Source organism: Acinetobacter sp. YH12235 (assembly GCF_013417705.1).
Classification (GTDB): domain Bacteria; phylum Pseudomonadota; class Gammaproteobacteria; order Pseudomonadales; family Moraxellaceae; genus Acinetobacter.
Genome location: NZ_VPDL01000006.1, coordinates 20,351 through 45,481 on the forward strand (window position 1 = coordinate 20,351; position 25,131 = coordinate 45,481).

General features: G+C 40.6%; 24 protein-coding genes and 2 pseudogenes. 16 read left to right on the forward strand and 10 right to left on the reverse strand.

The window, feature by feature from the left end; all coding sequences use genetic code 11:
- Positions 1-8: 8 nt before the first annotated feature.
- Positions 9-294 (forward strand): annotated as a pseudogene (locus tag FTV13_RS04450) (hypothetical protein); the annotation flags it as partial.
- A 38-nt stretch (positions 295-332) separates the two neighbouring features.
- Here the strand turns inward: FTV13_RS04450 and FTV13_RS15835 are convergent.
- Positions 333-722: a prepilin-type N-terminal cleavage/methylation domain-containing protein gene (locus FTV13_RS15835; RefSeq protein WP_180011143.1), complete on the reverse strand. Its 390-nt coding sequence runs from the start codon at positions 720-722 to the stop codon at positions 333-335.
- Positions 723-1,036: 314 nt separating this feature from the next.
- On the opposite strand from FTV13_RS15835, the gene FTV13_RS04460 reads away from it, so the two are divergent.
- Entirely contained in the window at positions 1,037-2,671 is a 1,635-nt protein-coding gene (locus FTV13_RS04460; protein ID WP_180011144.1) for a PglL family O-oligosaccharyltransferase, read from the forward strand.
- 54 nt (positions 2,672-2,725) lie between these two features.
- Here FTV13_RS04460 and bfr read toward each other — a convergent pair whose 3' ends face one another.
- From bfr to FTV13_RS04475, 3 genes are all read right to left on the reverse strand, one after another.
- A complete protein-coding gene (bfr, locus tag FTV13_RS04465) occupies positions 2,726-3,190 on the reverse strand; it encodes a bacterioferritin (RefSeq protein ID WP_180011146.1) in 465 nt (154 codons plus the stop codon).
- 226 nt (positions 3,191-3,416) lie between these two features.
- Complete coding sequence (locus FTV13_RS04470; protein ID WP_004787097.1) at positions 3,417-3,611, reverse strand: bacterioferritin-associated ferredoxin; 195 nt, start codon at positions 3,609-3,611, stop codon at positions 3,417-3,419.
- A 218-nt stretch (positions 3,612-3,829) separates the two neighbouring features.
- Entirely contained in the window at positions 3,830-4,213 is a 384-nt protein-coding gene (locus tag FTV13_RS04475; protein WP_004787096.1) for a RidA family protein, read from the reverse strand.
- Between the two features lie 131 nt (positions 4,214-4,344).
- Here FTV13_RS04475 and FTV13_RS04480 point away from each other — a divergent pair, with 131 nt between their 5' ends.
- Positions 4,345-5,403, forward strand: a complete 1,059-nt coding sequence (locus FTV13_RS04480) for an RNA-guided endonuclease TnpB family protein (RefSeq protein WP_004787095.1) — start codon at positions 4,345-4,347, stop codon at positions 5,401-5,403.
- Positions 5,404-5,476: 73 nt separating this feature from the next.
- Here FTV13_RS04480 and FTV13_RS04485 read toward each other — a convergent pair whose 3' ends face one another.
- The 3 genes from FTV13_RS04485 to gmk all read right to left on the reverse strand — a co-directional run bounded on the left by FTV13_RS04485 (position 5,477) and on the right by gmk (position 8,782).
- A complete protein-coding gene (locus tag FTV13_RS04485; protein ID WP_004787093.1) occupies positions 5,477-7,582 on the reverse strand; it encodes a bifunctional (p)ppGpp synthetase/guanosine-3',5'-bis(diphosphate) 3'-pyrophosphohydrolase in 2,106 nt (701 codons plus the stop codon).
- A 217-nt stretch (positions 7,583-7,799) separates the two neighbouring features.
- Positions 7,800-8,081, reverse strand: a complete 282-nt coding sequence (gene rpoZ / locus FTV13_RS04490) for a DNA-directed RNA polymerase subunit omega (RefSeq protein WP_004650579.1) — start codon at positions 8,079-8,081, stop codon at positions 7,800-7,802.
- A gap of 77 nt (positions 8,082-8,158) precedes the next feature.
- Positions 8,159-8,782: a guanylate kinase gene (gene gmk / locus FTV13_RS04495; protein ID WP_180011148.1), complete on the reverse strand. Its 624-nt coding sequence runs from the start codon at positions 8,780-8,782 to the stop codon at positions 8,159-8,161.
- Positions 8,783-8,917: 135 nt separating this feature from the next.
- Here gmk and ispH point away from each other — a divergent pair, with 135 nt between their 5' ends.
- From ispH to rplS, 12 genes are all read left to right on the forward strand, one after another.
- A complete protein-coding gene (ispH, locus tag FTV13_RS04500; protein WP_159122677.1) occupies positions 8,918-9,868 on the forward strand; it encodes a 4-hydroxy-3-methylbut-2-enyl diphosphate reductase in 951 nt (316 codons plus the stop codon).
- A gap of 162 nt (positions 9,869-10,030) precedes the next feature.
- Complete coding sequence (locus FTV13_RS04505; protein WP_373687235.1) at positions 10,031-10,540, forward strand: Tfp pilus assembly protein FimT/FimU; 510 nt, start codon at positions 10,031-10,033, stop codon at positions 10,538-10,540.
- Positions 10,537-11,055, forward strand: coding sequence for a type IV pilus modification protein PilV (pilV, locus tag FTV13_RS04510; RefSeq protein ID WP_180011152.1), 519 nt, complete (start codon positions 10,537-10,539; stop codon positions 11,053-11,055). Before FTV13_RS04505 ends, pilV begins: the two co-directional genes overlap by 4 nt.
- A gap of 4 nt (positions 11,056-11,059) precedes the next feature.
- Entirely contained in the window at positions 11,060-11,965 is a 906-nt protein-coding gene (locus FTV13_RS04515; RefSeq protein WP_180011154.1) for a PilW family protein, read from the forward strand.
- A complete protein-coding gene (locus FTV13_RS04520) occupies positions 11,949-12,734 on the forward strand; it encodes a hypothetical protein (RefSeq protein WP_180011155.1) in 786 nt (261 codons plus the stop codon). Before FTV13_RS04515 ends, FTV13_RS04520 begins: the two co-directional genes overlap by 17 nt.
- Positions 12,735-12,751: 17 nt before the next feature.
- The gene (locus tag FTV13_RS04525; RefSeq protein WP_180011157.1) at positions 12,752-16,579 is read left to right on the forward strand and encodes a PilC/PilY family type IV pilus protein; all 3,828 of its coding nucleotides are present in this window, start codon (positions 12,752-12,754) and stop codon (positions 16,577-16,579) included.
- A 1-nt stretch (position 16,580) separates the two neighbouring features.
- A complete protein-coding gene (locus tag FTV13_RS04530) occupies positions 16,581-17,108 on the forward strand; it encodes a type IV pilin protein (protein ID WP_180011159.1) in 528 nt (175 codons plus the stop codon).
- A 4-nt stretch (positions 17,109-17,112) separates the two neighbouring features.
- Positions 17,113-17,544, forward strand: coding sequence for a type IV pilin protein (locus FTV13_RS04535; protein ID WP_180011161.1), 432 nt, complete (start codon positions 17,113-17,115; stop codon positions 17,542-17,544).
- A gap of 143 nt (positions 17,545-17,687) precedes the next feature.
- Positions 17,688-17,945 carry a 30S ribosomal protein S16 gene (rpsP, locus tag FTV13_RS04540; protein WP_004826436.1) on the forward strand — a complete coding sequence of 86 codons (258 nt, stop codon included), beginning with the start codon at positions 17,688-17,690 and terminating at the stop codon, positions 17,943-17,945.
- Positions 17,946-17,966: 21 nt separating this feature from the next.
- A complete protein-coding gene (gene rimM / locus FTV13_RS04545; RefSeq protein ID WP_004787070.1) occupies positions 17,967-18,515 on the forward strand; it encodes a ribosome maturation factor RimM in 549 nt (182 codons plus the stop codon).
- A 43-nt stretch (positions 18,516-18,558) separates the two neighbouring features.
- Entirely contained in the window at positions 18,559-19,308 is a 750-nt protein-coding gene (trmD, locus tag FTV13_RS04550) for a tRNA (guanosine(37)-N1)-methyltransferase TrmD (RefSeq protein WP_179992160.1), read from the forward strand.
- A gap of 171 nt (positions 19,309-19,479) precedes the next feature.
- On the forward strand, positions 19,480-19,851 hold the full coding sequence (gene rplS, locus FTV13_RS04555; protein WP_004787066.1) for a 50S ribosomal protein L19: 372 nt from the start codon (positions 19,480-19,482) through the stop codon (positions 19,849-19,851).
- Between the two features lie 523 nt (positions 19,852-20,374).
- Here the strand turns inward: rplS and FTV13_RS04560 are convergent.
- The 3 genes and pseudogenes from FTV13_RS04560 to FTV13_RS04570 all read right to left on the reverse strand — a co-directional run bounded on the left by FTV13_RS04560 (position 20,375) and on the right by FTV13_RS04570 (position 24,058).
- Entirely contained in the window at positions 20,375-21,343 is a 969-nt protein-coding gene (locus FTV13_RS04560) for a triacylglycerol lipase (protein ID WP_034704494.1), read from the reverse strand.
- A gap of 169 nt (positions 21,344-21,512) precedes the next feature.
- Positions 21,513-22,523, reverse strand: a pseudogene (locus tag FTV13_RS04565) (esterase/lipase family protein).
- 506 nt (positions 22,524-23,029) lie between these two features.
- Positions 23,030-24,058 (reverse strand): lipase secretion chaperone, encoded by a 1,029-nt coding sequence (locus FTV13_RS04570; protein ID WP_180011163.1) that lies wholly within the window; start codon positions 24,056-24,058, stop codon positions 23,030-23,032.
- 153 nt (positions 24,059-24,211) lie between these two features.
- On the opposite strand from FTV13_RS04570, the gene truB reads away from it, so the two are divergent.
- A complete protein-coding gene (gene truB, locus FTV13_RS04575) occupies positions 24,212-25,117 on the forward strand; it encodes a tRNA pseudouridine(55) synthase TruB (RefSeq protein ID WP_180011165.1) in 906 nt (301 codons plus the stop codon).
- Positions 25,118-25,131: the final 14 nt, after the last annotated feature.

Sequence of the window (25,131 nt, forward strand, 5' to 3'; positions counted from 1 at the left end):
ATAAACCGATGGTTCTACCGAAAGGTTCTGCAATTAATAATGATACCGTGGCACTGGAAGCAGGACGTAAACGGGGATCGATCAAGAAGAGCCGTCATACTGCATTGATTGAGGCTATTGGGTTGGCTGCGCAAGAAGCAGGGCAAAATTCTTTCTTCTACACGACAGGTTGAAAAGGCTAAAAGTAAGATCAAGGTAGTGAGAACTGACTATAAGCAGTTTAAAGAAGATTGTGAAAAGCTTTTGGAAAAGTGTAATTCGCTGTTATTAGAAAATTTTGAGTTAAAACAAAAAAACGCATCTATAAAGATGCGTTTTTTAAAACGTTTGAATTATGAATCGTTAGCAGTCCCACTAGTAGTACATTTAGCATTATCTAAATCACAAGTAACTTTACCAGTTAAACCTTTAATAATTTTCGCTGTTACCGATCCTGGTGTAGATTTTGTAGGATCAGCATTTACTACAGGTGCCGTATAAGTAATATTCTTACAATTACCTGTTTCAAAAGTAGATGGAGTAGGATCTGCAGTTTTGCCTTCAGGGTCGTTCAAGAACATAATTTTTTGACTAGTAAATGCTTTGGTATTTGCCAAACATTGGTTGTCAACAGAACGTTTAGTGTAGTTTTGATAAGCAGGAATCGCAATTGCAGCAAGAATACCGATAATTGCTACAACAATCATTAATTCAATAAGGGTAAAACCTTTTTGAGCGTTCATAACATTCTCCACAAATGTTGTTAATTTAATTATAAGCTTTGTAAGCTAATTTATACTTTGCACAAAGTGTGCCAAAGTATATTACTCGATTATTTCTTTTTAAATCAATATATTGTTTAAGAGATTAAAAATCTTAGATAACATATAAGTAAATTTATGTAACTAAGTGACAAAAAGTGTCAGTTTTTTCTATTTGATGTTTATATTTGTGGTCGAAATTAAGTGAGTTCGAATTTTTCAGATATTCTGATCAAATTACAAAAGTGGCTGCTTTTTGTTTATCATGTGCCAAACCTTTACCGCCTGACATTTCTATGAAATTCACGCTTGCCCTGATCGCAGCAATCCTCATCTCCCTCGCGTGGCTCATGCCCGTGCATTATCGACCATGGGTTACCTATACAGGTGAGCTTTATGCATTTTTCTCCCTATTTACTTTAGCTGTGATATTTCTAAAAGAAAAAATTAAAATACCGTCGATTAGCTTGCCTTTATTGTTGTTGGCTTGTATTTCCTTAATCCAGTTGCTAGCAGGGCAGGTATTTTTCTTTAGTACGGCAATGCTAGGCTGTATTTTTGTCTTCAGTTTTTGGCTAGCGGCTGTATTAGGTTACAACCTTTCAACAGGACAGTTTAATCGCGAAGAAACTTTTACCAACTTAAGCTATATTTTTTTAGCTTCAGGAACAATCACAGGTTTAATTGCTTTGTGTCAGTGGATGAATCTGGATTCAATCCTACCGGGCATGGTTAATATCAGTGGTAATCAGCGGCCTTATGCTAATTTCGCTCAGCCAAATAATATGGCGACTTTTTTGGTCATGGCATTGATGAGCTGTCTTTATCTGTATGAGAAGAAAAAAATCCCGACCCAATGGCTCATGGCTTGTGCTTTACCTATTGTTATGGGAGTTGCTTTAAGTCAGTCCCGTACTGCTTGGGTGGCTGCGATCGCGATTTTGTTGTATCTGGCGTTCTATCAATATAAAGGGATCATTCGCCTGAAATGGTATTACAGCATTATATGGTTTGTTTTCTTTATTGCGTGTATTGCTGTTTTCCCACTACTTAGCCAGTTAGCTGCTCAGGTGATAGATGCGGATATAGTGCAAAGCCGTGATGTAGTTGCTCGTGCTACTGGAGATATGTCACGCCTCTCAATCTGGCAGCAAATGCTAGCGGCCATTCAGGCACAGCCATGGTTTGGTTATGGCTGGTATCAGACCAGTGTTGCCTTTGTCTCGATCAGTGATACAGTGCAGGGTCCGGTCTGGATTCGCAGTGCACATAACTTAATTATTGATTTCTTGCTGTGGAATGGGCTAGTTATTGGTCTGCCTTTCTTAGCCTATTTCGGCTATTTGGGTTATCAAATGCAGCGATGGGTTAAGACCCCTGAGTCGGTCATTGGTATATTGATGATTGGAGCTTTTCTTACCCATGCCATGTTTGAGTTTCCTCAGCATTACGCCTATTTCCTTTTACCGGTTGGGTTTATTATTGGTACGGTTCTAGCACAAAATCCAAATATCAAAACCGTGACCTTGCCTTCTATAGCGATGAAACTCATTTTTGGATTTGGGCTGCTGTTATTGATTGCGATCTATCGGGATTATGATGTCGCTGTACCCAAACTTGGCCAAAGTATTCGTTATGAGCAACAGCCTGAAAAAATCACCAATCAACAGCCAATCTATTTGTTAACAGAGTTTAATCATCGTATTGACTGGATTCGTCTTAATCCTTATAGCAAAGCCTCCCCTGAACGGATTCAAGCAGGTGAGCAGATGGTATTAAGTTATCCAACTAAATATAACCTGATTAAATATGCCAAACTGCTAGCTTTTAATGGTTATGAAGATGAAGCCAAGCATCAGTTGCAACGCTTAAAAGTCATTCAGAAAACTGAACTTAGTTATGAGGAATTGATTCAGGATATACCAAGATAAATTCCCTATAAAAAAGCCAGCAATTGCTGGCTTTTTTATTAATTCATTCTAAGTTTAGAGCTGGCTTTGAATATAGTTTTCGATACCAATACTTTTGATAAGATCTAGCTGAGTCGTAGTCCAGTCCAGATATTCCTCTTCCTTTTCCAGAATTTCTCGCACTAAGTCACGAGTCACATAATCCATCTGTGTTTCTGCTAAAGCCACAGTCTGCTGAATGACTTCAATATTTTCTTTTACTTTGCGTACATCACAGTGCAGTACTTCTTGCGTATGCTGGCCAATATACAATTTGCCAAGATGTTGCAAGTTTGGTAAGCCTTCCAGAAATAAAATACGTTCAATAATTTTATCGGCATGCTTCATCTGCACAATCGATTCTTTATATTCTGCCGAACCCAGTTTTTCAATGCCCCAGTCATTAAACATGCGTGAATGCAGGAAATACTGGTTAATCGCTGTAAGGTGGTGATACAGCACCTGGTTCAGCTGATTAATTACATCACGATTGCCTTTCATTGTATCACTCCATATAGCCTGTTAACCCATTTATCGCTATGGGTTTTTGATTAACTTATCTTAAATCAATCGAGCGAGCAATGGCGAGTAATTTATTGAACTGCAAATGAAAATCGCAATCAAAAAGCTTCAGGTGAAATATAAAGCAATAAAAACCCGCCAGAGTCAGAGGCGGGGGAGGAGTAATGATACGAGACCATTGATTTTATAATTATCGTTATCCGCTTTAGGCAGCAACCGCTAGCCGTGCAGCAATCTGGGAAATTTCATCACTGATGATCATACGGGCTTCAGGAGCACAACGACCACAACACGTCCCTAGATCAAGCATTTCGCGTACATCACGGTAACTTTCGGCGCCATTTGCAATAGCATCTTTAATGTCTTGATCTGTAATGCCACGGCATAGACAAACGTACATAGGATACAACCACAGTGAATAAATAAGATAAGAGATATTATTGATAATTGTTATCGTTTGTCAATAAAAATCATTTGAAATAGCTTTTATTGTGATTGGTGATTTAGATAAAAAAATATCACTCAAGCAAAAATCCGATTATTGCTCGGGTTTTTGCTTGAGTGATTCATGATTGCAAACGAAATATAGAAGCTTAGGTGTTACATAAATTTTAAAAATTATTGCTGAATGATGACTACGCCATCCATCTCGACCAGAGCATCTTTCGGTAGGCTGGCAACACCGAGTGCTGCACGTGCTGGATAAGGCTGGGCAAAATATTCACCCATAATCTGGTTCACCAGCTGGAAGTGCGATAAATCAGTCAGATAAATATTCAGTTTGGCGATGTCTGCCAGAGAGCCACCGGCCGCTTCGCAGACGGCTTTTAAATTATCGAATACACGGCGAATCTGTGCTTCAATGCCTTCAACCAGTTCCATGCTGTATGGATCTAAACCTATTTGACCAGATAGATACAGGGTATCGCCCACAAGAATGGCTTGCGAATAGGTGCCAATGGCAGCAGGGGCATTTTCAGTATGGATTACTTGGCGGAACATTAATTTCTCCTTTTATCAAATGGAGCGTAAAACTCTGTCCTTCAGGGCAGAGATATAAGCGATACGACATAAAATGTCGTTGAATTTTTTAAAATCAACACCTTTAATTTAACATGATCTAAAATAAGCTCATGAAAACACTTAAATTACGCATAAAAGACAAACATTGCAAGGTGCTAGACCAATTAGCATCTGAGGTGAACTTTGTTTGGAATTATGTGAATGATTTGAGTTTCAAACACCTGAAAAGAACAGGTGACTTTTTCTCAGCATTTGATATGACTCAATACACAAAAGGAACTTCAAAATTGTGTGGTTTGCATAGTCAAACAGTGCAAGGGATAACAGAAGAATATGTTGATAAAAGAAGACAACACAAGAAAGCAAAGCTGAAATGGCGTGTGAGTAACAAGAAGTCAGCAAGACGTTCGCTTGGTTGGATACCATTTAAAAAAGTAGCGATTAAATATGCTGATGGATATGTGCAATACGGCAAGCAGAAATTTAAGCTATGGGATAGCTACGGCATAAGTAAATACAGCGTGAGAACAGGCTCATTCGTTGAGGATAGTCGTGGGCGCTGGTATGTGTGTCTTGTTGTGGACTCACCTAAACAAGACAAACCAACGGCAACTAAAGCGATTGGTATTGATCTTGGTCTAAAAGACGTTGCCACCTGCTCAGATGGTACTGTAATTTCAAATCCTAAGTTTTACCGTAATTACGAGCAGAAATTAGGGATTGCTCAAAGAGCAAGAAATAAAAAACGTGTACGTGCATTACACGCTAAAATTGCCAATTGTCGTAAAGACCATTTGCATAAAGCAAGCACTCTGCTTGTGAAAGAAAATGCACTGATTGTTGTAGGTGACTTAAGTGCGAGCAAACTTGTAAAAACCAAGATGGCGAAATCTGTTTTGGACACAGGATTTTCAGCACTGAAAACAATGCTCAAGTATAAATGCGAGAACGCAGGGGTATTGTTTGAGGAAGTCAGTGAGAAATTCACAACCCAAATCTGTTCGTGCTGCGGTGAAATCACCTCTAGCAGTCCCAAAGGTAGAACAGATTTGCGAATAAGAGTATGGGAATGTGAGTGTGGAAGTATAAATCATCGTGATTTAAATTCCGCTAAGAACATACTTGCGCTTGGGCATGAGCGTCTAGCAGTAGGAATCCGCTTGCTTTAGCTGGAGGATGTCAACATCAACATACATCATATTAGATCAATTCAACTGACAAAAGCATTATCGTTTTAAATGATTAACTGGCTTTAGAGGTTTCAGCAATATTGAGCGGTTGTTCTAAGCGGGTAATACGTGGAAAACCAAAATGCATGCGTAAATCACGAATAATCTTGGCAATCTGTTTACGGTTATGCACCACAATATTTACATAAGTTTTGCCATCATAATTACGCACCATCTCTACACCTGTATGGCCTTTACGACATTGATAAATCAGATCGGAAATCTGTTCATCGTCCATGGCCTGATCAATACAGAGATAGGCAGTAAAGCTGACATCATCCAGATCTTCAGTCGTCCATTGTAGAGGCATAATATTTTCAGGATGCATATGTTGTTCCTGCAATAAATTATGGCAACGGGCACGATGTACAATTAGGCCACGACGAGTCAGATGACCTTGAATTGGATCACCAAGTACCGGGTTACAGCAATGTGCGTATTTAACATCTACACCCTCAGTACCTTGAATAAGGCGACCTGAACTATTCGCATTTTGATGCTGGTCATGTGCGAATAAATGATTGGCGACCAGTTGTGGTAATAAGTCACCTACAGCAATCTGTTCAAATAGTTGCTCTTTAGTGGGAACATGACGCCATTCCAGTACATTTTTCCAATCAGCTTCGGTCAGATCACGAATAGAACACTGGAAAAGTTTTAAGGCGCGGTTGAGGGCCTGTTGACCCACAAGGCGCTGTTCATCAATATCCTGATCACGCAGGATATTCTGAATCGCACGACGGGCTTTTTGGGTATTAATAAAACTGAGCCAGTCCGGGTTTGGGGTAGCAAGAACATCGGTGATGACTTCAACCACCTGACCACTCAATAATGGCGTAGAAAGTGGCTTGGTTTCGCCATTAATTTTGGCGCCAATAGCATGGTTACCCAAGAACAGGCTGGCAGCATAGGCAAAATCAACAGCAGTCGCACCTTGCGGCAACTCATGCAGATGACCGTGAGGGGTATAAACCCAAATTTTTTCCTGATGCAGATAATCCAGTAATTCGCTGAACGTAGTTTTGGCGCATTCACCATCAACCAGTACGTTCAGATTTTGCATGGATGCCTGAATAGCAGAGCGACAGGCTTGAGGCGCATTTTCGCCCAGTACAACACCAAAGCGCGCAGCTTTGCGCATTAGTTCAGTTTGAATAGTCAGCGATAGGGTGGTCTTTTCACCTTTTAAGCGCATGGTTAAAGACTGGTTGCCACCTGGCAGAGGGCGACGAATATTGTCCTGATAATTTTGAACTGTAAAACTCTCAGTCAGGATATCTGCGAGACGGTCACAGTCGGCAATGCTCTGTAAGATAATTTCAAATGCGTGGCTATGCGTAAGTTCCTGCAGATCAATATCATTTTTTACAAAATGGCGTAATAGCTCGATATTATTGTTTTTCTTTTTAACCCGGCCTTCAATGGCATATTGCTGTAGTAATTCGTTAAGTTTCTGTTCCCACTTGGCCTGATATTCACAGCGTTTAGGCTTGGTTTCTAAAAGGGCAGCCTGGACATCATTATACATATCCAGATCCAGATTCTGATAACAGAGATGTTCCAGATTATCTGCCATTTCGTTCATGCCGACCAAGCGTGCCATTGGAACGAAAATTTCAAAGGTTTCACGGGCAATACGGGCGCGTTTATCCGGGCGTAATGCTTCCAGCGTAGTCATATTGTGATAGCGATCTGCCAGTTTCACAATAATGACACGTGGATCCTGTAAAGTAGCTTGCAGGATTTTTCGGAAAGAGGCCGCTTTATTATATTCTTTATCACTGGAATGGCTGAGCTTGGTGACACCATCAACCAGCTCTGCAACCGTACTACCAAATTTTTCTGTAATGTCATCTTTATTGAAGTCGGTATCTTCAATGACATCATGCAGCAGCGCTGCCATTAAGGTTTCAGTATCTAGACGCATATGGGCCAGAATACAGCTCACCGCGATAGGGTGCAGAATATAAGGTTCACCACTTTTACGGGTAATGCCATCATGGGCGATATCGGCATAATCACAGGCCGCAAGCACACGTTCGACATCGCTTTCACTTAAGTACGCGTCGATAATAATTTTTAACTGTTGCTTAGCTTCACTGACCTGTGGGCCTGGCATAAAACACCTTTAAAACTGGATTTTTTAACAAATAAAACAGAGAAAGCTCGTATGAAATGTATAACATAAAGTGGGTCAGTTTTTTCATATCAACAAGTGAAAAATTTATACTGACTTTAGAGCTAACCCTTATGTTATAACCGTTCTGCGCAAAATATAAAAGTCACAGAACAAAAAAAGCCTAGTTTAAAACTAGGCTTTTTGGAATGGTTTATTCTTATTGAAAAGAAAAACCATCTAAATTTAGATTATTTGCAGAAAGAGCAAGGTCTAAACTTGAAGTTTGATAATCTTGATCACGTTGTTTCAAAATATCTTTTGATACATGACCTGCAGCGATTTCACGTAAAGCAACTACAGTCGGTTTGTCATTGTCCCACTCCACAGTTGGTTCAATGCCTTGACGTGCCAATTGACGCGCGCGTTTGCTTGCCACTAGTACAAGCTCAAAGCGGTTGTCTACATGGTCTAAACAATCTTCAACGGTTACGCGTGCCATAAGAATTCTCGTTTTGAATAGTAAATTTCAACAGACTGCACAGTATAAAATGCTTTGTCTGGAGACTCAAGTTTTAATCACTGTTCGCTTGGAGTAATTAGAGCCTGGATCAGTTTTTCATGGCGGGTCGCTTGCTGGAAAAGGACCAGACGATTGGCGATAATCACAGATTCAAGATCATGTAATGCCTTATTAAAGTCATCATTGATAATGACATAATCAAAGTTGACGTACTGCTGCATATCTTCGACTGCACAGCTAAGACGGTGTTCAATCACTTCAACAGAGTCTGTACCACGGTTGGAAAGACGCTGACGTAAATCAAACTGGCTTGGCGGAAGAATGAAAATCTGTTTAGATTCAGGAAAAAGTCGACGGACTTGTTGTGCACCTTGCCAGTCAATTTCAAGCAATACATCATGACCTTTAGCAAGTTGTTCTTTTACAGTCGCTTGTGCTGTACCGTAATAATTACCAAAGACTTCGGCATATTCAATAAAACCACCTTCTTCGACCAGGTTTAAAAAGTCTTCTTTAGTCGAGAAATGATAATGTACGCCATCGAGTTCGCCAGGTCGTTGACCGCGTGTCGTATGAGAAACAGAAACATGAAGATTGTTGACGCGTTCAAGTAATGCTTTAACGAGGGATGTTTTGCCCGTTCCAGACGCTGCAGAAACGACAAACAAGAGACCCGACATGATATTTTTCCTGATATGATAAAATATCTTCTCTATTTTAGAGTAGACCGGCTTTAAACTAAATAGTTGTACGTCGATTGTTTTACATTTATTTCAATTGTAGCGCCATAAATTGAGTGAGTACTGAGGATTTCTATGGAAATTGTTTTAGCTAACCCGCGTGGTTTCTGTGCCGGTGTGGATCGTGCCATTGCGATCGTGAACCGTGCCCTAGAATGCTTTAATCCACCCATTTATGTGCGTCATGAAGTGGTGCATAACAAATTTGTCGTAGATGATTTACGTCAGCGCGGTGCGATCTTTGTCGATGAGCTAGATGAAGTTCCGGATGACAATATCGTGATTTTTAGTGCACATGGGGTGTCTAAGGCTGTGCAGCAGGAAGCCGAACGCCGAGGTTTAAAAGTTTTTGATGCGACCTGTCCATTGGTCACTAAAGTACATATTGAAGTGACCAAATATGCCCGTGAGGGAGTAGAAGCGATTCTGATTGGTCATGAGGGTCACCCAGAAGTTGAAGGCACTATGGGGCAATATGATAAAAATAATGGCGGTGACATTTATCTGGTCGAAGATGAAGATGACGTCGCTGCTTTAACAGTTCGTAATCCTGAGAAAGTCGCTTTTGTGACCCAAACGACTTTGTCGATTGACGATACAGCGAAAGTCATTGATGCGCTTCGCAAAAAATTTCCGAATATTCAAGGTCCACGCAAAGATGATATTTGCTATGCGACACAAAACCGTCAGGATGCAGTACGTGATTTAGCAGCACGTTGCGATGTTGTGTTGGTTGTAGGATCACCGAATTCATCGAATTCAAATCGCTTGCGCGAACTGGCGGAACGTATGGGTAAAGCAGCCTATTTGGTTGATAATGCAGATGAGCTCAAGCAGGAATGGTTTACCAATATTTCTAAAATTGGGGTAACCGCAGGTGCTTCCGCCCCGGAAATTTTAATTAAGCAGGTGATTCAGCGTTTACAGGATTGGGGTGCACAGGCACCCAAAGAGCTGGATGGGCGAGAAGAGAATATCACCTTTAGTTTGCCGAAAGAGTTACGTATTCCTGTAACACAGGCTTAAATTGTTAACTATTTAACAATTTATTTTTTATTAAAAATTAAACAGATAGCTATAATATGACAGTTATCTGTTTTTTTATGCCTTTTATCTGCTCTGTGTAGGTTTTGTAAAATTTATAGATATTATTTTTAATAGGGGAAAGTTTTGGAGCTGGGGAAGAGTGTGCAAAAGAATAAAGGTTTTACGTTAATTGAGCTGATGGTCACTATTGCGGTATTAGCAATTGTGGCTTCAATTGCAGCACCATCGTTTTCAGAGATAATGAAATCTTATAAGTTGAATCAAACAAAAAAACAAATAATGCAAGCATTAAATGAGGGGCGAAGTCGAGCAGCAGGATTACGTGCTCCAGTTATTGTGTGCCCAGAAAAAATAAATGGTTCAACCGCTATGACTGCAGATCAATGTTTAATAGCTGCAGGTGTATCATCTACAAGCGTAGAGCCTTATAAAAATTCTAACAGAGTTATTCTTATAAACGTCAAAGATAGTGTAAAGGTGAATGGAGACACAATGCTGATTTTTGGCCAAACAGGCGCTTCTTTGGATAGTATCGCGAGTGGTGTTCCTAAAGCTAGAAAAATAACAGTATGTTCAGAAAAAAAATCTGTAGAAATTGTGATCACTTTGTTGGGTGATATCAGTGTAAACAGTTCGGGAGCTTGTGTATGACCAATAGATATAATCAATTAGGTGTAGGGCTTATGGAAGTGCTTGTTGCTTTAGTTATTCTTGCTATTGGGGTATTGGGTTATACAGCTTTACAGCTTAAAGCTGTTGATTTTACATCAGAAGCATTAACCAAGTCACAGGCAACACTTATTTTAAGAGGCTTAACTGAAAGTATCCGTGCCAATCCAGATGGTCAGGCAAATTATCCTGCTGCAATTAAGAGTTACTTTGCAGTAAAAAAACCCTCGGCATCACCATCTTGCTTTAATAAAACTTGTACTCCAGCCGATTTAGCAAAATATGATGCTTATATGGCTGCACAGGCGGCCTCCACAATGAATATGGCAATTACAATGACTGATTGTCCGGGTGTGAAATCGGTTAAGAGACAATGTCTATTTGCGGCTTGGGATGAGACATTTAGTAAGCTGAAAGCAGATGATTACAGTGTTTGTATGAATAATAAGGGTATTTATGTGAATTCTGCTAAATGCTTAATGATGGAGGCTTACTAATATTATGAGTTTAATTCAACCTACATTTTTAAAGCAGCGCGGTTTTACACTAATTGAATTAATGGTATCTCTTGTTATTGGGCTTATTGTAAGTGCTGCTGCTTTGCAATTGTTTATAGGGGGGATTATTACATCAAGAATGCAGGAAGCAAGCGCTGAACTGCAGGATAGCGGTGTTTTTGGATTGGAATATATGGCTAGAGATATCAGGCTAGCAAATTATGGCAATATAAATAATCCTATTTTGAATAATACAACTCCAATGGGAGGAATTGTATTAACTAGCGGTGAAACAAATGCGAATCTAGGGCTGAAAGATGTAGATGCAGGATTGTTAACGAGTTCAAATGGGGAGGCTAGTGCAACAGGCAATAGTGATCAGTTAACTATCCAGTTTTTTGCGCCAAATGACATGCTGAATTGTGAAGGTAAAAAAGTAAAAGCGAATGAGTACGTTATACAGCGTTATTTTTTAAGAGCTGATGGTTCTAATTTATCACTGGCATGTGATGCAAATACTCCTGGAAGCACTTCGGTTTCAATAACGGGTTTGAATGACTCTAATAACGGTGAAGTTATTATGCCGCGGGTTGATCAATTGAGATTTTATTTAGGGGCTAAAGTTGGGGATAAATTTGCATATTACACTATTCAGCAATATAAAGACTCTGTTAAAACAGCAGTAGTGCCAAATATTCCCCGTATTATTTCTATTCGCGTCATGGTGCTTGTGCGGTCAAAGGATTCTACCAGCAGTAATAATATTGATCCTTCGAAAGAATCATTTAAGTTTTTAGACACCGAGATAAAAGCTACTGATACAAAAACTAAATATATGCGCCGTTTATATGCGACCACGATTGCATTGCGTAATGGTTTGGGGGAGAAGGTCTATGAAAGTGGGAATTAGTATAAATAGACAACAGGGCGCTACAATTATTGTGGTGATGCTTGTCTTATTAATGATTACGGTAGTGGGTGTTCTATCTATACAGACAGCTATGACGACTTCAAATATTGCAGCAAACGCCCAAGTTGGGCAGCTTTCTAGTCAAACAGCTGATACTCCTATTAATCAAATATTTATTGAAGATATTATCAAGCAAACAAACTTGTCCAGCATTATTGGCAAAGCTTTAAAAGATAATGAGACGGAACCTGGCCGGGAGTATGTATTTTGCTATAGACCTCAGTCATCTGTCCGATTCGGTTCCGTTATGTCTATGGCTGTACAGCGTTTGAAAACAGACGGCACGGCTGACTTACTAGAAGGTAATACGGATAATTATTGCGATTTGTCAGAAGATTTTGGTAGCGCTCGCCAAGGTGTCGTGACACAAATAGCTATTAAAATTCCTGTAGATATCAGTGAAGAGCTTCCTCCTTTAGCGCTGCTTGCTCGTGCGACAAATGTCAGTGGGGGGCAAACGATACCTGATGGTATTGCTGAACAAAAACGTATTCGAGTCACGACAACAGCTGTAATGCCATCTTTTGCTAAAGATTTGACTGTGGCTCAAGCATGTATGAAGACATATCTAAATGATGATACTGATGCTGATATAAAAGGTAAAACGACTGTTGCTCAATGTTTGGCAAATTTAGGTGTGCCCGTAAATAGCCAGATGCAGGAATTTAATCTTCAGACATTCTTAAAAATGGTTAAAGAGCCGACATAATAGTGAGGAATATAAAGATGAAATCAAAAATAGATATTGCCACTAATAAGTATAAAGGCAAACCTAGTAAGTTGAATATAAGTTTAGTGGTAGTAGGTGCTTTCTTTTCCAATTTCATGATCACTTCTTCTGTAGCGCAGGCTTCGGATTTGCAAATTTATGCAGCGCCTACAGCGGGGAAAAAAACGATTGTTATGATGCTGGATACATCAGGGTCAATGGCATTTTTTGATGATGTTGCATGTATTAAAGGCTATGATCGGAGGGGGAATGAAATACTTCATGGTACTGGTGAGGAAAGTGTAACTACGACAGTACCTTATACAAGGAGATATTGTAAAAACTCTTCTGGAAAAATTTCATCCTATGATCGTTTGACGCGGTTGAAAGATGGCATGTTTGCTTTTTTAAATAGTGATAATGCCTCCCTGCAAGAAGTACGCGTTGGCCTAGGTAACTATTCAACGAAGGGCGATGGCAAGAGTGGGCAAATTTTAGTTCCTGCAGCCAAGTTAGTTGCGGATCAGCGTACAAAACTTAAAAACGCTATTGCTAATTTGGAAGCTAAAAATGGTACTCCAACAGCACAAGCTTATGCAGAAGCAGCGGCTTATTTGATGGGCACGAATACTTCTAAAGTAGTTTTAGTAAATAATGCTGATGTTTATTTTACTTATGGTTCAAATTATTATAGGAGCTGTACATCTGTAAACGCAACAGGTACATTTTGCTTAACGTGGAGTGATTGGGTTAATGAGCAGATACCTAGTAGATTAACTTCAGGACTTCCAGTTTCAAGTTGCAGGTTAGATGGGTACAATGGAAAATGTTATAAAAAAACAGGGAAGTATATAATTAATAATGATGATAGTGGATTTGGCGACTCAGCTGATTCTACTAAAGATACTGATTTAACTTATTACTCTTCCCCACTGCCTGCTGAAAAAGAAAGACAAAGCTGTGATGGACAAGGTATTTACCTGTTATCAGATGGTGCTGCGAATTCAACAAGTGAAACTAGAGCTAAATCTGTGATGTCTGAAGCTTTAGGCACTTTTGGAAGCGGTTTTAGCTGCTCAGGAGGGTTGGCTGAAGCTTATGAAGGGAGTAACCCCGGTGCTTGGACCTGTATGGGGGAATTTGCTAAGAAATTATTTGATAAAACCAAAAACCCAACTGGTGTTTCAATCCAAACTGCATTTGTGGGCTTTGGCAGTGATATGAATAATTTATCAAATACATATGTTGCGAATGCATGTAAGTTAAGCTCTTTAACACAAGCGGATCGTAATCATGAAGATGATTGCTCGCCTACAAAAGAAACTTATGGGATACAAGCGCCAGGTTATGGTAATGGTGGATTTTTTATTGCGAATGATTCAGATGAAATTACAAATAGTGTAATTCAATTCATTGATAACATTGGTAAAAATCCAATTGATCCTTTATCCACTGGTGCTATTTCAGTTCCTGTTGATGCATTAAGTCCGCATACATTTCAGCCCTATGGTTATTTAAGGGCGATGGAACCGAAACCAGGCACGCAAAATATGATCTGGATGGGTAATTTAAAAAAATATTCAATTCAGAATGGTGCATTAAAATCAGATGAAACCTGGGTCTTCAACACGGATGGTACATTTGCTAAGACAACACAAGATATATGGAATAAAACTGCTAAAAAAGATGGGGATGGTATTGATGTTGGCGGTGTTATATCCAATTTAATTCTGCCGACATCTTCTACTACAGGCCATCGTCCGGTATTTACTGATATTGCAAGTGATGAAAATGGAAACCTCACTGCACCGCCTAAAAAAACAAATCTTTTTTTAGTATCACGTTCTGCAACAGATGCGAGCAAGCTTTTAAAAGAATTTAAAGAAAATAGTGTCCTGGTTAAGTTAAAAACAGATATTAAATTAAAGCTGCTGAATTACTTTGGATATACAGTTTCTTTGAATTTAAAGGAACTACCATCTACTTTGACTGCTCCTGATAAAGCAGGAAATATTGCTATGGGCGCAAGTATTCATTCATTTCCAGTTCAAATGACATATTCAGGAGAATTGGATGCAAATGGCGATTTAAAATCTTCAAGAAATCAATCAGTTCTTTACGGCAGTATGGAGGGTGCACTGCGGGTTGTCGATGCTTCGAGTGGTAGAGAACAATCAGTTTTTGTCCCATATGATATTTTGCAAGATGAAACAGCATCTAAAGCTCTTGTTAGCGGTCAATCAGACAAGGCAGGGGTGACTGCAGGTATAAGCGGTGCTTGGGTTGCTGATTCTGCATACAAAGTAACGGCTGAAGATGAGAATTCTACGTTGGTGTCAGCAACTAAGATGAATGTTTATGGCGGCATGCGCATGGGAGGCAAAAATTATTATGGTTTAGATATGCTTATTCCTACGGCGCCTAAAATTTTATTTAAAATCACTGGTGGATTAGGTGGTTTTAGCCGTATGGGGCAAACTTGGTCTAAGCCAGTGTTGGCTAATATTCGTTATAATAAAAAAATTACACGCGTCATGATTGTCGGGGGGGGATATGATATGTGTTATGAAAACCCTACATTTGCGTTAAATAAAAAAAATTCAAATACCGACTATCCAGATACTGCATGTGATAATAAAACTGAAGCTCAAGGCAATGCCATATATATTGTTAATGCCGATACAGGTGATCTAATTTGGTGGGCAAGCAATAAAGATGGTGATACAAATAATTCATTTATGAAACACAGTATCGTTAGCCGTATAGCAACGCTAGACCGAGATGGAGATGGCTTAGTAGATAATCTTTATTTTGGGGATTTAGGTGGTCAAGTTTTTCGTGCCGATTTAAATAATACATCCGGTTCTGCACTAGGAAAAAGGGTTGTATTAATTGCAGATCTAAGTACTGGTAAAGATGTTAATGGAACAACATTAACGGCAGGAAATCAACCTAGATTTTATCAGCCACCGACTCTAACGGTACATGATGAGGGAAAAGAGACATTCTTGCTTGTAGGCATTGCATCGGGAGACCGAAGTACGCCTCTAGATGTTTCTCCTGTCAATGGACGGGAGAAGATGAAACCATTAAATGTTTTATCTGACCGTCCAACAAATAAAGTCTATGGCTTGATAGATCGCGATGTTGCAAGTAAGTATTTATATACTGGACAAAAGGACAGTACTGGTGTATTGAAGGATTTCTTACCATCTAATACAATTAAATTAGATAAATTGGTACCTAACCCGCAAACTTTAACGGGAGAAATTGCCAAAAAATTCTCTTCTAGCGGTTATCAAGGGTGGTATCGTTCTTTATCTAGCGGTCCAGATGGGATAGAAATCAAGAGTGCAAGTATAATTGTAGAAGGTAAAACGATATCGACTACCCGAACTCCTGGAGGGCTGAAAGCTTTTGAGGAAGAGCCCCTTGCTATTACTGGACGTTTACTTATTCCAGTTTATGATCCGCAGGGTACAGGCATTGAAGATCGAAGTAATCCTTGCCAACCACGTGTAATTGGAGAAACAGATGTTCAACAATTCTGTTTGCCTTATGGTGCGTGCTTAAAATCGACTGGCACTGTTGATACTGAAAAAGAAAAATTGACAGGCTTTCAGATGAGCGGTATTAAAAATCAGAATGTACTTGGAGCTGGTATTCGAGGCTTATCGATGGGTCCGACCGAAGCAGGAACTCCTAGTACGGGTAATGCTAAAAGTATTAACTGTGGGGCCCTAACTGTGGTGGGCTTACAAAGCGGTAAAGGTAAATGGGAATGCAGTAAAATTTTGAATCCTACTCGCTGGTACGAAAAATATGTTGAAGCCAAGACGAATTAAAATGGTAGATCCACAGGAGTATCTTTTGGAATTTTGGAAGAAGCATTCAGGATTTACTTTGATTGAAATGATGGTGGTGGTAGTGGTTTTAGCAATTATGGCTGCTATTGCCATGCCCGCTTACAGTGAATATGTACGCAAAGCATCAGCAGCTCAGGCTGAGCAAGAAATGCAGAAAATTGCGGGACAGTTGGAACGTTATAAGTCTAAAAATTTCACATATAAATATTTTGATCCTAAAATTGTTTATAGTGATGATGCAAGTGCACCATCACTATCAATAATTAATGTTCCAGTCGGATCAGTTGGAGATAAAATTAAATATAAAATAACACTTCGTGATTTAGATGATACTTCAAAAGAGCTGTCAAATTCTGCAGTTCGAGGGAGTGGGTGGGCAATGCAAGCAGTGGCAGTAAATGATTCCAAAAATTATAATTTTTTAATGACTAGTAAAGGACTGCGCTGTAAAACGATTGATTCGATAACCTATACAGCTTGTACAGGCAGTAAAGTTATCTCATGGTGAATTTATGAAATATAAAGGGTTTACTCTGGTAGAGCTATTGGTGGTTGTCGCTATTATTGGGATTTTAGCGACAATAGTTTATCCTTCATATACTGACCATCTCAAAAAAACTAGCCGTATAGATGCTCAGAGTGAAATGTTGACTATTTCAAGAAATTTAACTAATTATAAAATGGCCAAAGGTAGTTATGAAGGCGCTTTGTTAAGTAATAGTACACTAAAAGAAAACTATCCTGCCTCAGGAACAGCCTTATACGAAATTAGTTTAGATATTACATCGGATAATTCATCATGGCTATTAATTGCTACTCCTATTGCATTAAAACAGCAGGATGGAAATGGGTCTGTTTGTTTAAATAGTCAGGGTTATAAATTTTGGAGCAAAGGGAGAAGCTGTTCGTCTTCTGATTTATCAGCGTCAAGCAAATGGGAATAACCTAAATTCAAAATTGTGGATAACTAACTTTTGATCTTTCATTCAGGGCAAACTTCGCGTAAAATATTGCCCTCTATGAAAGGGGTTTGAAGTGTTCCGGTGGTCGGTACATGAATAATCCGTAAAAACTATAAGGTTCTATCATGGTTGTTATTCGTCTTGCACGCGGTGGTGCTAAAAAACGTCCGTTCTATCAAATCATTGTGACTGATAGCCGTAATGCACGTGACGGTCGTTTCATCGAACGTATCGGTTTCTTCAACCCTACAGCTCAAGGTAAAGCAGAAAAACTTCGTTTAGATGCTGACCGTTTTGCTCACTGGGTTTCTCAAGGTGCTCAACCTTCTGAACGTGTTGCTTCTTTAGCTGCTCAAGCTAAGAAAGCTGCAGCTGCTGCTTAATTTTAAGGTAGCAGGTAGCCCATGACACCAACACAGAATGTTCCCGAAGATCGTATTCAGATTGGACAGTTACGTTCAGCATATGGATTAAATGGGTGGCTCTGGGTCTATTCCAATACAGAACCTATGAGCAACATATTTGACTACCTTCCTTGGTACATTGAGACCAAAGCAGGTTGGCAAATTGTCGATGTAAAACGTTGGAAACCACATGGCAAGGGCTTGGTTGTTTCGCTAAAAGGTGTGAGTGATCGTACCGCAGCAGACGGCCTGGTGGGTGCTAATGTCTGGATTTCTAAATCGCAACTGCCTCAACCAGGCGTGGACGAGTATTACTGGTCTGATTTGAAAGGTCTAACTGTGTTAGGTCTGGATGAAGAAGAACAGGAAGTGAATCTCGGTCAAATCCATGAAATGTTTGAAACAGGTGCCAATGACGTAATGGTAGTTCGCGCTACTGCTGACAGCGTCGATGGCGAAGAGCGAATGATTCCATGGCATAAAGATGTGGTACAGCGGGTTGATCTCGAAGCTGGTCGTATCTACGTAAATTGGGGCGTAGATTATTAATCCTTAAAAAGGGTTAACACAGCAGGAAAATGAGGAGTCTGCGGTGTTCTTTGCAGTCATTACGCTTTTTCCTGAAATGTTTGAAGCGATTACAGCCTACGGTATTAGCGGGCGCGCAGCAAAACGTGATTTGATGCAAATTCATTGTATTAATCCACGAGAATTTGCTGAAGGGAACTATAAACGGGTGGATGAACGTCCATTTGGTGGTGGTCCCGGTATGGTGATGATGGCTGAGCCATTAGCGAAAGCAATTCATCGTGCCAAAGAGCTTGCAGCGCAAGCGGGTGCAGTTAACGTTCCTGTGGTGTATATGTCACCACAAGGAAAAACCTTAAATGAACCTGCGGTACAGGACTTCGTTAAATATGACGGACTGATTGTATTGTGCGGACGTTATGAAGGTGTCGATGAACGTTTGATCCAGAAATATGTTGATCAGGAATGGTCGATTGGAGATTACGTGTTATCGGGTGGTGAGCTCCCTGCGATGGTTTTATTGGACAGTATTATCCGGAGACTTCCGGGTGCAATGTCAGATGAACAATCACACGTACAAGACTCATTTGTGGATGGTCTGTTAGATTGCCCACAATATACCAAGCCAGACCATTTTGAAGGTATGGATGTACCGGACATCTTGAAATCGGGACATCATGCCAATATTGAAAAATGGCGGTTTTTGCAGCGATATCAGCGCACTTTGGAACGCCGGCCTGAATTGGTAGAAAAAGTTGAACTGACCAAGCAGCAAAAGAAATGGCTAAAAGATTTAAAAAGTGGCAACAACTAATCCTGTTGTCCAAATCTGTATTTAAGCAATGTTGTTTAAATATTTAAAATAGGCTCTTTATGCATTGAAGCGGTCAAGCATAAAGGGAAAGTCAATCGGGTCTATGCGATTTAGCCTCTATACCCAGCGATAATCAGACCTCTTCTGACTCGCACATATTGGAGATACCCCATGAGCGGTAAGCATCCTTTAGTACAAGCTGTTGAAAATGCTCAGCTTAAACAAGACATCCCAGCTTTTGCACCAGGTGACACAGTAGTTGTCCAAGTAAAAGTAAAAGAAGGCGACCGTGAACGTCTACAAGCGTTCGAAGGCGTTGTCATTGCTAAGAAAAACCGTGGTCTGAACTCTGCGTTCACAGTACGTAAAATTTCTAGCGGTGTTGGCGTTGAGCGTGTATTCCAAACTCACTCTCCAATCGTTGCTAAAATCGAAGTGAAACGTCGTGGTGACGTTCGTCGTGCTAAACTTTACTACCTACGCGAATTGTCTGGTAAAGCTGCACGTATTCGTGAAAAATTGCCAGCTCGTAAACAAGGTTAATTTTAGCCTTGCTTTTAAGCAAAAAAATGCGCCTTTGGGCGCATTTTTTTATGTTTGCTTTTATCTGGATTTATTCGAAATGTTCCTGCAAAGGCAAGATCATGGCATCCAAAATATCCAAGAAAATTTTATGAATAAACATCAGGAATAATACAAAATATCCCCAAGACTGGAATCCTGCATTAAAAAGTTGAATGCAAATAAAACATTGTGTGATAGCCAGTAAAATACTGATCCATACATTTGCGATAATATGTCGATGACAAGAGGGACAATAATAAGGCTCATATTTTTTAAATTGAAAAGGATTAATCACTTTTCGTTTGCAACAGGGGCAGGTTCTTTTAAATCTGTTTTTGATTTCTATAGAAGGTATCTGCATTTATTTTATTTCACAGTTCTTTTTATATTTGATGAATATTGTATATGCAGTTTAATCATGATTAACAAGTAAATTTCAAGAAAAAATTTAGCGAAAAATAAGATGGAAAAAGCCTCTGGATGAATAGAGGCTTGTGTAGCTCTATAAACCTTGCAGTTTTAAGCGGTTGGCATGCTGGCGATAAACATCGACTGGGTCTGGAGCAAAGACATTTTTTAACCCGAGTAACTGGTTCACTTCGTCCAGGTGGTTCCAGTTGTAGTTATCCCGAATGGTTTTACCGAATTTGGCACTACAGCGGGAGACCAGACCATCATTTTCCTTGCCGCCATCAATGAGCAGGGCTGTAACTTTGAGTGCTGAATCAGGATCGAGCGGGTTGGTAACTTGGCCTACACCTGTGAATGAATAGTTGTAGATACCTTTTTGTTGATATGCACCTTCACCACAGGTGGTAGTCGGCATACCAATGGGATATCTCTGATTAAAGTTCGCAGAGCCCAATGCCGTTAAACTGCTGCCACCCGCAAGTGAATCATGCGGATAAGAGTTTGGGTCCAGGCCTTGAGCCCAGGTAATGGCTTTAGAAACCAGATTTATTGTGCCGACCAGTGGCGCTTCAATAGCAGTCCCTTCAGCTTTTAGAATCAGGTCTGCAACCGGTGAACCTTTGTGCGGTGCACCTACTGTGGTTAATGAAGCCACCAGTTTAGGTTCTGAACCGGCCACATAACGAATTGTTGGGCCACCATGTGAGTGTCCGATCAGATTAACTTTATCTGCTCCGGTAATTGCGGCAATTTCCTTGACCTGCTCCAAAAGTTGTTCACCGCGAATTTCAGATGAGTTAAAAGGGGAGACTCGCGTTGCCCAAACATTCGCACCATTACGGGCCAGATCAGGTAAAATCTGATACCAATAGTCCAGTCCAAACTGGTCAGTGCCAACCCGAATGAAACCCGCCATGCCGTGTGAAAATACAATCGGATATTTGGTTTTGGCATATTGTGAACTGGCTTTCGCCGTCACCTGACTGGCCTGGGTAGAGGCATGAGCCGTAAAGCAGGCCGCTGCCATGAGCAGACCTGTCGTTAATACTCCATATTTCATCATTATTTCCTCATTCTTGTTGTTGTGTTAAGGCGATCCTCGCCATAATGTGGGGAATAGCCAGCTGAAAAGCTGACCCATTAAGCGTTTTGAGTGTTTTATCTCCCTATTTTTTTAAGTGAAAATAACGAAAAAGCCCTTATATCCGCAGATAGAAGGGCGATGAAAATTATAGATTCTGAAGTTTTAAACGATTGGCATGTTGACGGTACATCGCCACCGGATCCGGAGCAAACAGGCCTTTAAGACCAAACATCATATTGGCCAGATCGGTATGGTTCAGCTTGTACTGGTCATTAATCACCTTACCAATGAATGCACTACAACGGGCAACCATGCCATCGTTGTCTTTATTGCCGTAAGATAAAGGGCCAAGCTGCATCAGGATGGTATCGATATCCAGTGCATTGGTCGCTTGAGCCACACCGGTCCAAGAATAATAATAGATACCGTTACGGTCTTTTGATTTCAGGTTCTTATTACAGTTTTCTGTGGAGGCTAAGACACCATCCTGCACCATCTGTTTGGCCACGCTGGCATTAAAAGAGCTGGAGCCAGTTTGGGTCAGGGATTTCATGGATGCATCGAAATCAATTTCCAGTTCAGGTTTGAACTGTCCCAGTGCGATCAGTGGCCCAATAATATAATCACCGAGAACATTAAAAGCAGTGCGGGTAAGAGTATTGTTCTGAATATCATCGGCCACTTTAGAGCCATGATAGGTGCCTGCAACCCCCGTAATGGATGCAATCTGCTGCGGTCGAGTCGCTGCCACATAGAGTACAGTCGGGCCACCATGGGAGTGACCGATGAGATTGATTTTTTCCTTCCCTGTAATTGCCAGCACTTCATCGACCTGATGAATGAGCTGTTCACCACGGTGGGTCGTGGTATTGGCAGGCGACAATTGGGCGGCAAACACGGTAGAGCCATTACGAGCCATATCCGGCAGAATCTGATACCAGTAATCTAAGCCAATGGTATCAGTACCTATGCGTTGCCAGCCTAGCCAGCCATGCACCATCAGAATAGGATATTTGGTTTTGGCATAGTCTGATTTGGCTTTTTCAGTGACCTGAACTGCACTTGCTGCCGCCTAGGTTTGTGTTGAAAAGCCAAAACCGAGGCCTGCTGCCAAGGAAAGCGCCAGCATCTGTGTTGTTTTAATAAAAGTACGCATAACCGTTCCTTTGTTCATTTTATTGTTATAAAAAGCAATCATTGCTCGGGAGTATTGATGCACGATAAATATTGAAGTTGGATGTCTCGATCGTGCAGACCTAATCTTCAATCACGCGCAAAAATTATTATTTTGAAGCAGAAGCATTTTTTCATGCTGATGAGCCAATTCCATGTCATTTCGGGCCATGCCCGATGAGCATTTATGAGTCCATAAATTTGCAATTTATATACGTATGTATTTTATTGTTAACTCCTTGAAATATAAGATTGATGAATGTTTAGGTTGAAATAGTTAGAAACAAATAACAATGTTAAAAAAAGTAATCAGCCCAAGAAAATCAAGGCTTTCAGAGAGAAATGGCTCTGTTAAACTCTCAAAATAGAGGGTCAGCGTTACTGTTTTTATATAAGAGATGGGACAAAAAGAAAGGGAATAGGAGAAGATATTCGACGCCGTAGCAGTACTGTGTAGCTACGGCGTCAATGAGCAATTTTAGCTGAAAATTAATTGGCAAAGGGTAGGGTCCCACCCTGATCATGTACCTGTTCAAATGTACCTACACGAAGCCGTTCTTCAGGGCGCTGGAAATGTTTCTGACGCAACTGATCAACTGCCTGCTGTTTGGCATTTTCACTCAGGCCACTTTTTAGGATGTTATCGCGCTCGCCCAAGTAACGCGTCACACTGGATTTCCAATTCGCACGTTCATCATCAAGTTTTTCCAGACGTTGGGTTGCTTCAGGACCGACCAGATTCAGGCGCATCTGACGGATTTCTTCCGCAGAACCACCCCGGGCTTTAATATCAGCGGTGAGTTTACGCAGATCTTCCAGTTTATTCAGTTGCTCCAGATTTTCTTGCCAGTCCTGCGGTAACTGCGCAAACAGTTCTTTTAGCTTCTGGGCTTTTTCTGCTTCGCTCAGCTTTTTATCCGCCATGACTGCCATCCGGTCTAAGGTATATTCATGATAGGTATCTTCAGTGCCAAACAGTCCTTCAATTTCATAATCAGAGAAAAAGCGTTTACGCAGGTTCTGGGTGCTGGCATAGATACTGCGGTAGTAAGCTGGATCTTCTTGATCCAGACCTGCAGGTGGAGTCAGTTCTCCCAAACCTTGACGATACTGGATATAACGATCCCAAAGATCCAGAACTTGTGAGAGTGCAGGATCCTGATAATTTTGTTGAATATAGGCTTTAAAATCTCGCTGGATTTGTTCGAGGGTTTTTTCCCCATATTGGGTAATAAAATATTCAAAACAGTTACGGGTCTGTTCATTGACAATCAGGCGATTACTGGCATCCATCTGCATCTGGCAATTAATTTCCGTATCCTGCTGGCTTGGACTCGGGAATATATTATTTACGGGGCCATTGGCCAGTGCTGCTGCCTGTTGAGCGCTGCTTTCATTGGTGGATTGCGGGCCCGAGACACGTGCCTGTGCTTCATCCCTGGGCGCAAGCCATAGAATCAGGGTAATCAAGCACAATACGATGAGCGCAATCACGATCCATAGTTTATATTTCTGCATATCCTATGCACCTTTATTTTAATTATCGGATTATTTTAAATTTTGCATTCGGCAGGATAGGAGATATTGCACCTTATATGCTGTAGAAAAGTTGTAAATAATTGGCAGGGGTTTTACCATTGCGCCAATTTATAAAATGTCTGACTTTTTGCCATGAAAGCTTCATCTCCTAAAATTCAGCGTCGTCATATCAGCGGTGTATTTCTATTAAATAAGCCTCTAGGCATCAGCTCAAATGCTGCATTGCAAAAAGTACGCTGGTTATATCGTGCGCAAAAAGCTGGACATACTGGTGCACTAGATCCCTTGGCATCCGGTCTTTTACCGATCTGTCTGGGTGAGGCGACCAAGTTTTCGCATTATCTGCTGGATTCAACCAAACGTTACCAGACCACAGTTTTTCTGGGACATAGCACTACGACAGGTGATGTCGAAGGAGAGATTCTGCTGGAAAAACCAGTCCCTGAACTGAATGAAGAGTTGATTCAGGAGACAATTGCCAAGTTTGTCGGTGAGATCCAGCAAGTGCCACCGATGTATTCGGCTCTGAAAAAAGAAGGTCGTCCGCTGTACGAGCTGGCGCGTAAGGGCATTGAAATCGAACGTGAAGCACGTCCAATTACCATTTATGCAATTGAGCTTTTATCTTTTACTGAAAATAGCATTACGCTGGATGTGACCTGTTCCAAAGGTACTTATATTCGGGTACTCGGCGAAGATATTGCCAAAGCACTCGGTACTTATGGTCATCTGACTTATCTGCACCGGATTCAAACCGGTCATTTTGACCTTATTCCAAGCTATACCATTGAATATCTGGAAAGCTTGACTGAGGCAGAACGTGAAGCACTATTACTGCCAGCTTATGCACCGGTACAGCATTTCCCGCAGATTCAGGCACCGGAAGGCCGTGCAGAATATTTTAGCCGGGGTATGGAAAGTAATATCGACCATTCGGCAGAGCCACAGGTGCTGGTTTTTGATGGCGAGAAATGCTTAGGCCTGGCTGAAATCACAGATAAAAAACGTCTGGTACCCAAACGTGTTCTTAATCTCTAGGCGCGTTGAATAAC

Coding starts and splice junctions, on each gene's coding strand:
- FTV13_RS15835 (WP_180011143.1), bottom strand. CDS start 722: ATGAACGCTCAAAAAGGTTTTACCCTTATTGAATTAATGATTGTTGTA.
- FTV13_RS04460 (WP_180011144.1), top strand. CDS start 1,037: ATGAAATTCACGCTTGCCCTGATCGCAGCAATCCTCATCTCCCTCGCG.
- bfr (WP_180011146.1), bottom strand. CDS start 3,190: ATGAAAGGCAATCGTGATGTAATTAATCAGCTGAACCAGGTGCTGTAT.
- FTV13_RS04470 (WP_004787097.1), bottom strand. CDS start 3,611: ATGTACGTTTGTCTATGCCGTGGCATTACAGATCAAGACATTAAAGAT.
- FTV13_RS04475 (WP_004787096.1), bottom strand. CDS start 4,213: ATGTTCCGCCAAGTAATCCATACTGAAAATGCCCCTGCTGCCATTGGC.
- FTV13_RS04480 (WP_004787095.1), top strand. CDS start 4,345: ATGAAAACACTTAAATTACGCATAAAAGACAAACATTGCAAGGTGCTA.
- FTV13_RS04485 (WP_004787093.1), bottom strand. CDS start 7,582: ATGCCAGGCCCACAGGTCAGTGAAGCTAAGCAACAGTTAAAAATTATT.
- rpoZ (WP_004650579.1), bottom strand. CDS start 8,081: ATGGCACGCGTAACCGTTGAAGATTGTTTAGACCATGTAGACAACCGC.
- gmk (WP_180011148.1), bottom strand. CDS start 8,782: ATGTCGGGTCTCTTGTTTGTCGTTTCTGCAGCGTCTGGAACGGGCAAA.
- ispH (WP_159122677.1), top strand. CDS start 8,918: ATGGAAATTGTTTTAGCTAACCCGCGTGGTTTCTGTGCCGGTGTGGAT.
- pilV (WP_180011152.1), top strand. CDS start 10,537: ATGACCAATAGATATAATCAATTAGGTGTAGGGCTTATGGAAGTGCTT.
- FTV13_RS04515 (WP_180011154.1), top strand. CDS start 11,060: ATGAGTTTAATTCAACCTACATTTTTAAAGCAGCGCGGTTTTACACTA.
- FTV13_RS04520 (WP_180011155.1), top strand. CDS start 11,949: ATGAAAGTGGGAATTAGTATAAATAGACAACAGGGCGCTACAATTATT.
- FTV13_RS04525 (WP_180011157.1), top strand. CDS start 12,752: ATGAAATCAAAAATAGATATTGCCACTAATAAGTATAAAGGCAAACCT.
- FTV13_RS04530 (WP_180011159.1), top strand. CDS start 16,581: ATGGTAGATCCACAGGAGTATCTTTTGGAATTTTGGAAGAAGCATTCA.
- FTV13_RS04535 (WP_180011161.1), top strand. CDS start 17,113: ATGAAATATAAAGGGTTTACTCTGGTAGAGCTATTGGTGGTTGTCGCT.
- rpsP (WP_004826436.1), top strand. CDS start 17,688: ATGGTTGTTATTCGTCTTGCACGCGGTGGTGCTAAAAAACGTCCGTTC.
- rimM (WP_004787070.1), top strand. CDS start 17,967: ATGACACCAACACAGAATGTTCCCGAAGATCGTATTCAGATTGGACAG.
- rplS (WP_004787066.1), top strand. CDS start 19,480: ATGAGCGGTAAGCATCCTTTAGTACAAGCTGTTGAAAATGCTCAGCTT.
- FTV13_RS04560 (WP_034704494.1), bottom strand. CDS start 21,343: ATGAAATATGGAGTATTAACGACAGGTCTGCTCATGGCAGCGGCCTGC.
- FTV13_RS04570 (WP_180011163.1), bottom strand. CDS start 24,058: ATGCAGAAATATAAACTATGGATCGTGATTGCGCTCATCGTATTGTGC.
- truB (WP_180011165.1), top strand. CDS start 24,212: ATGAAAGCTTCATCTCCTAAAATTCAGCGTCGTCATATCAGCGGTGTA.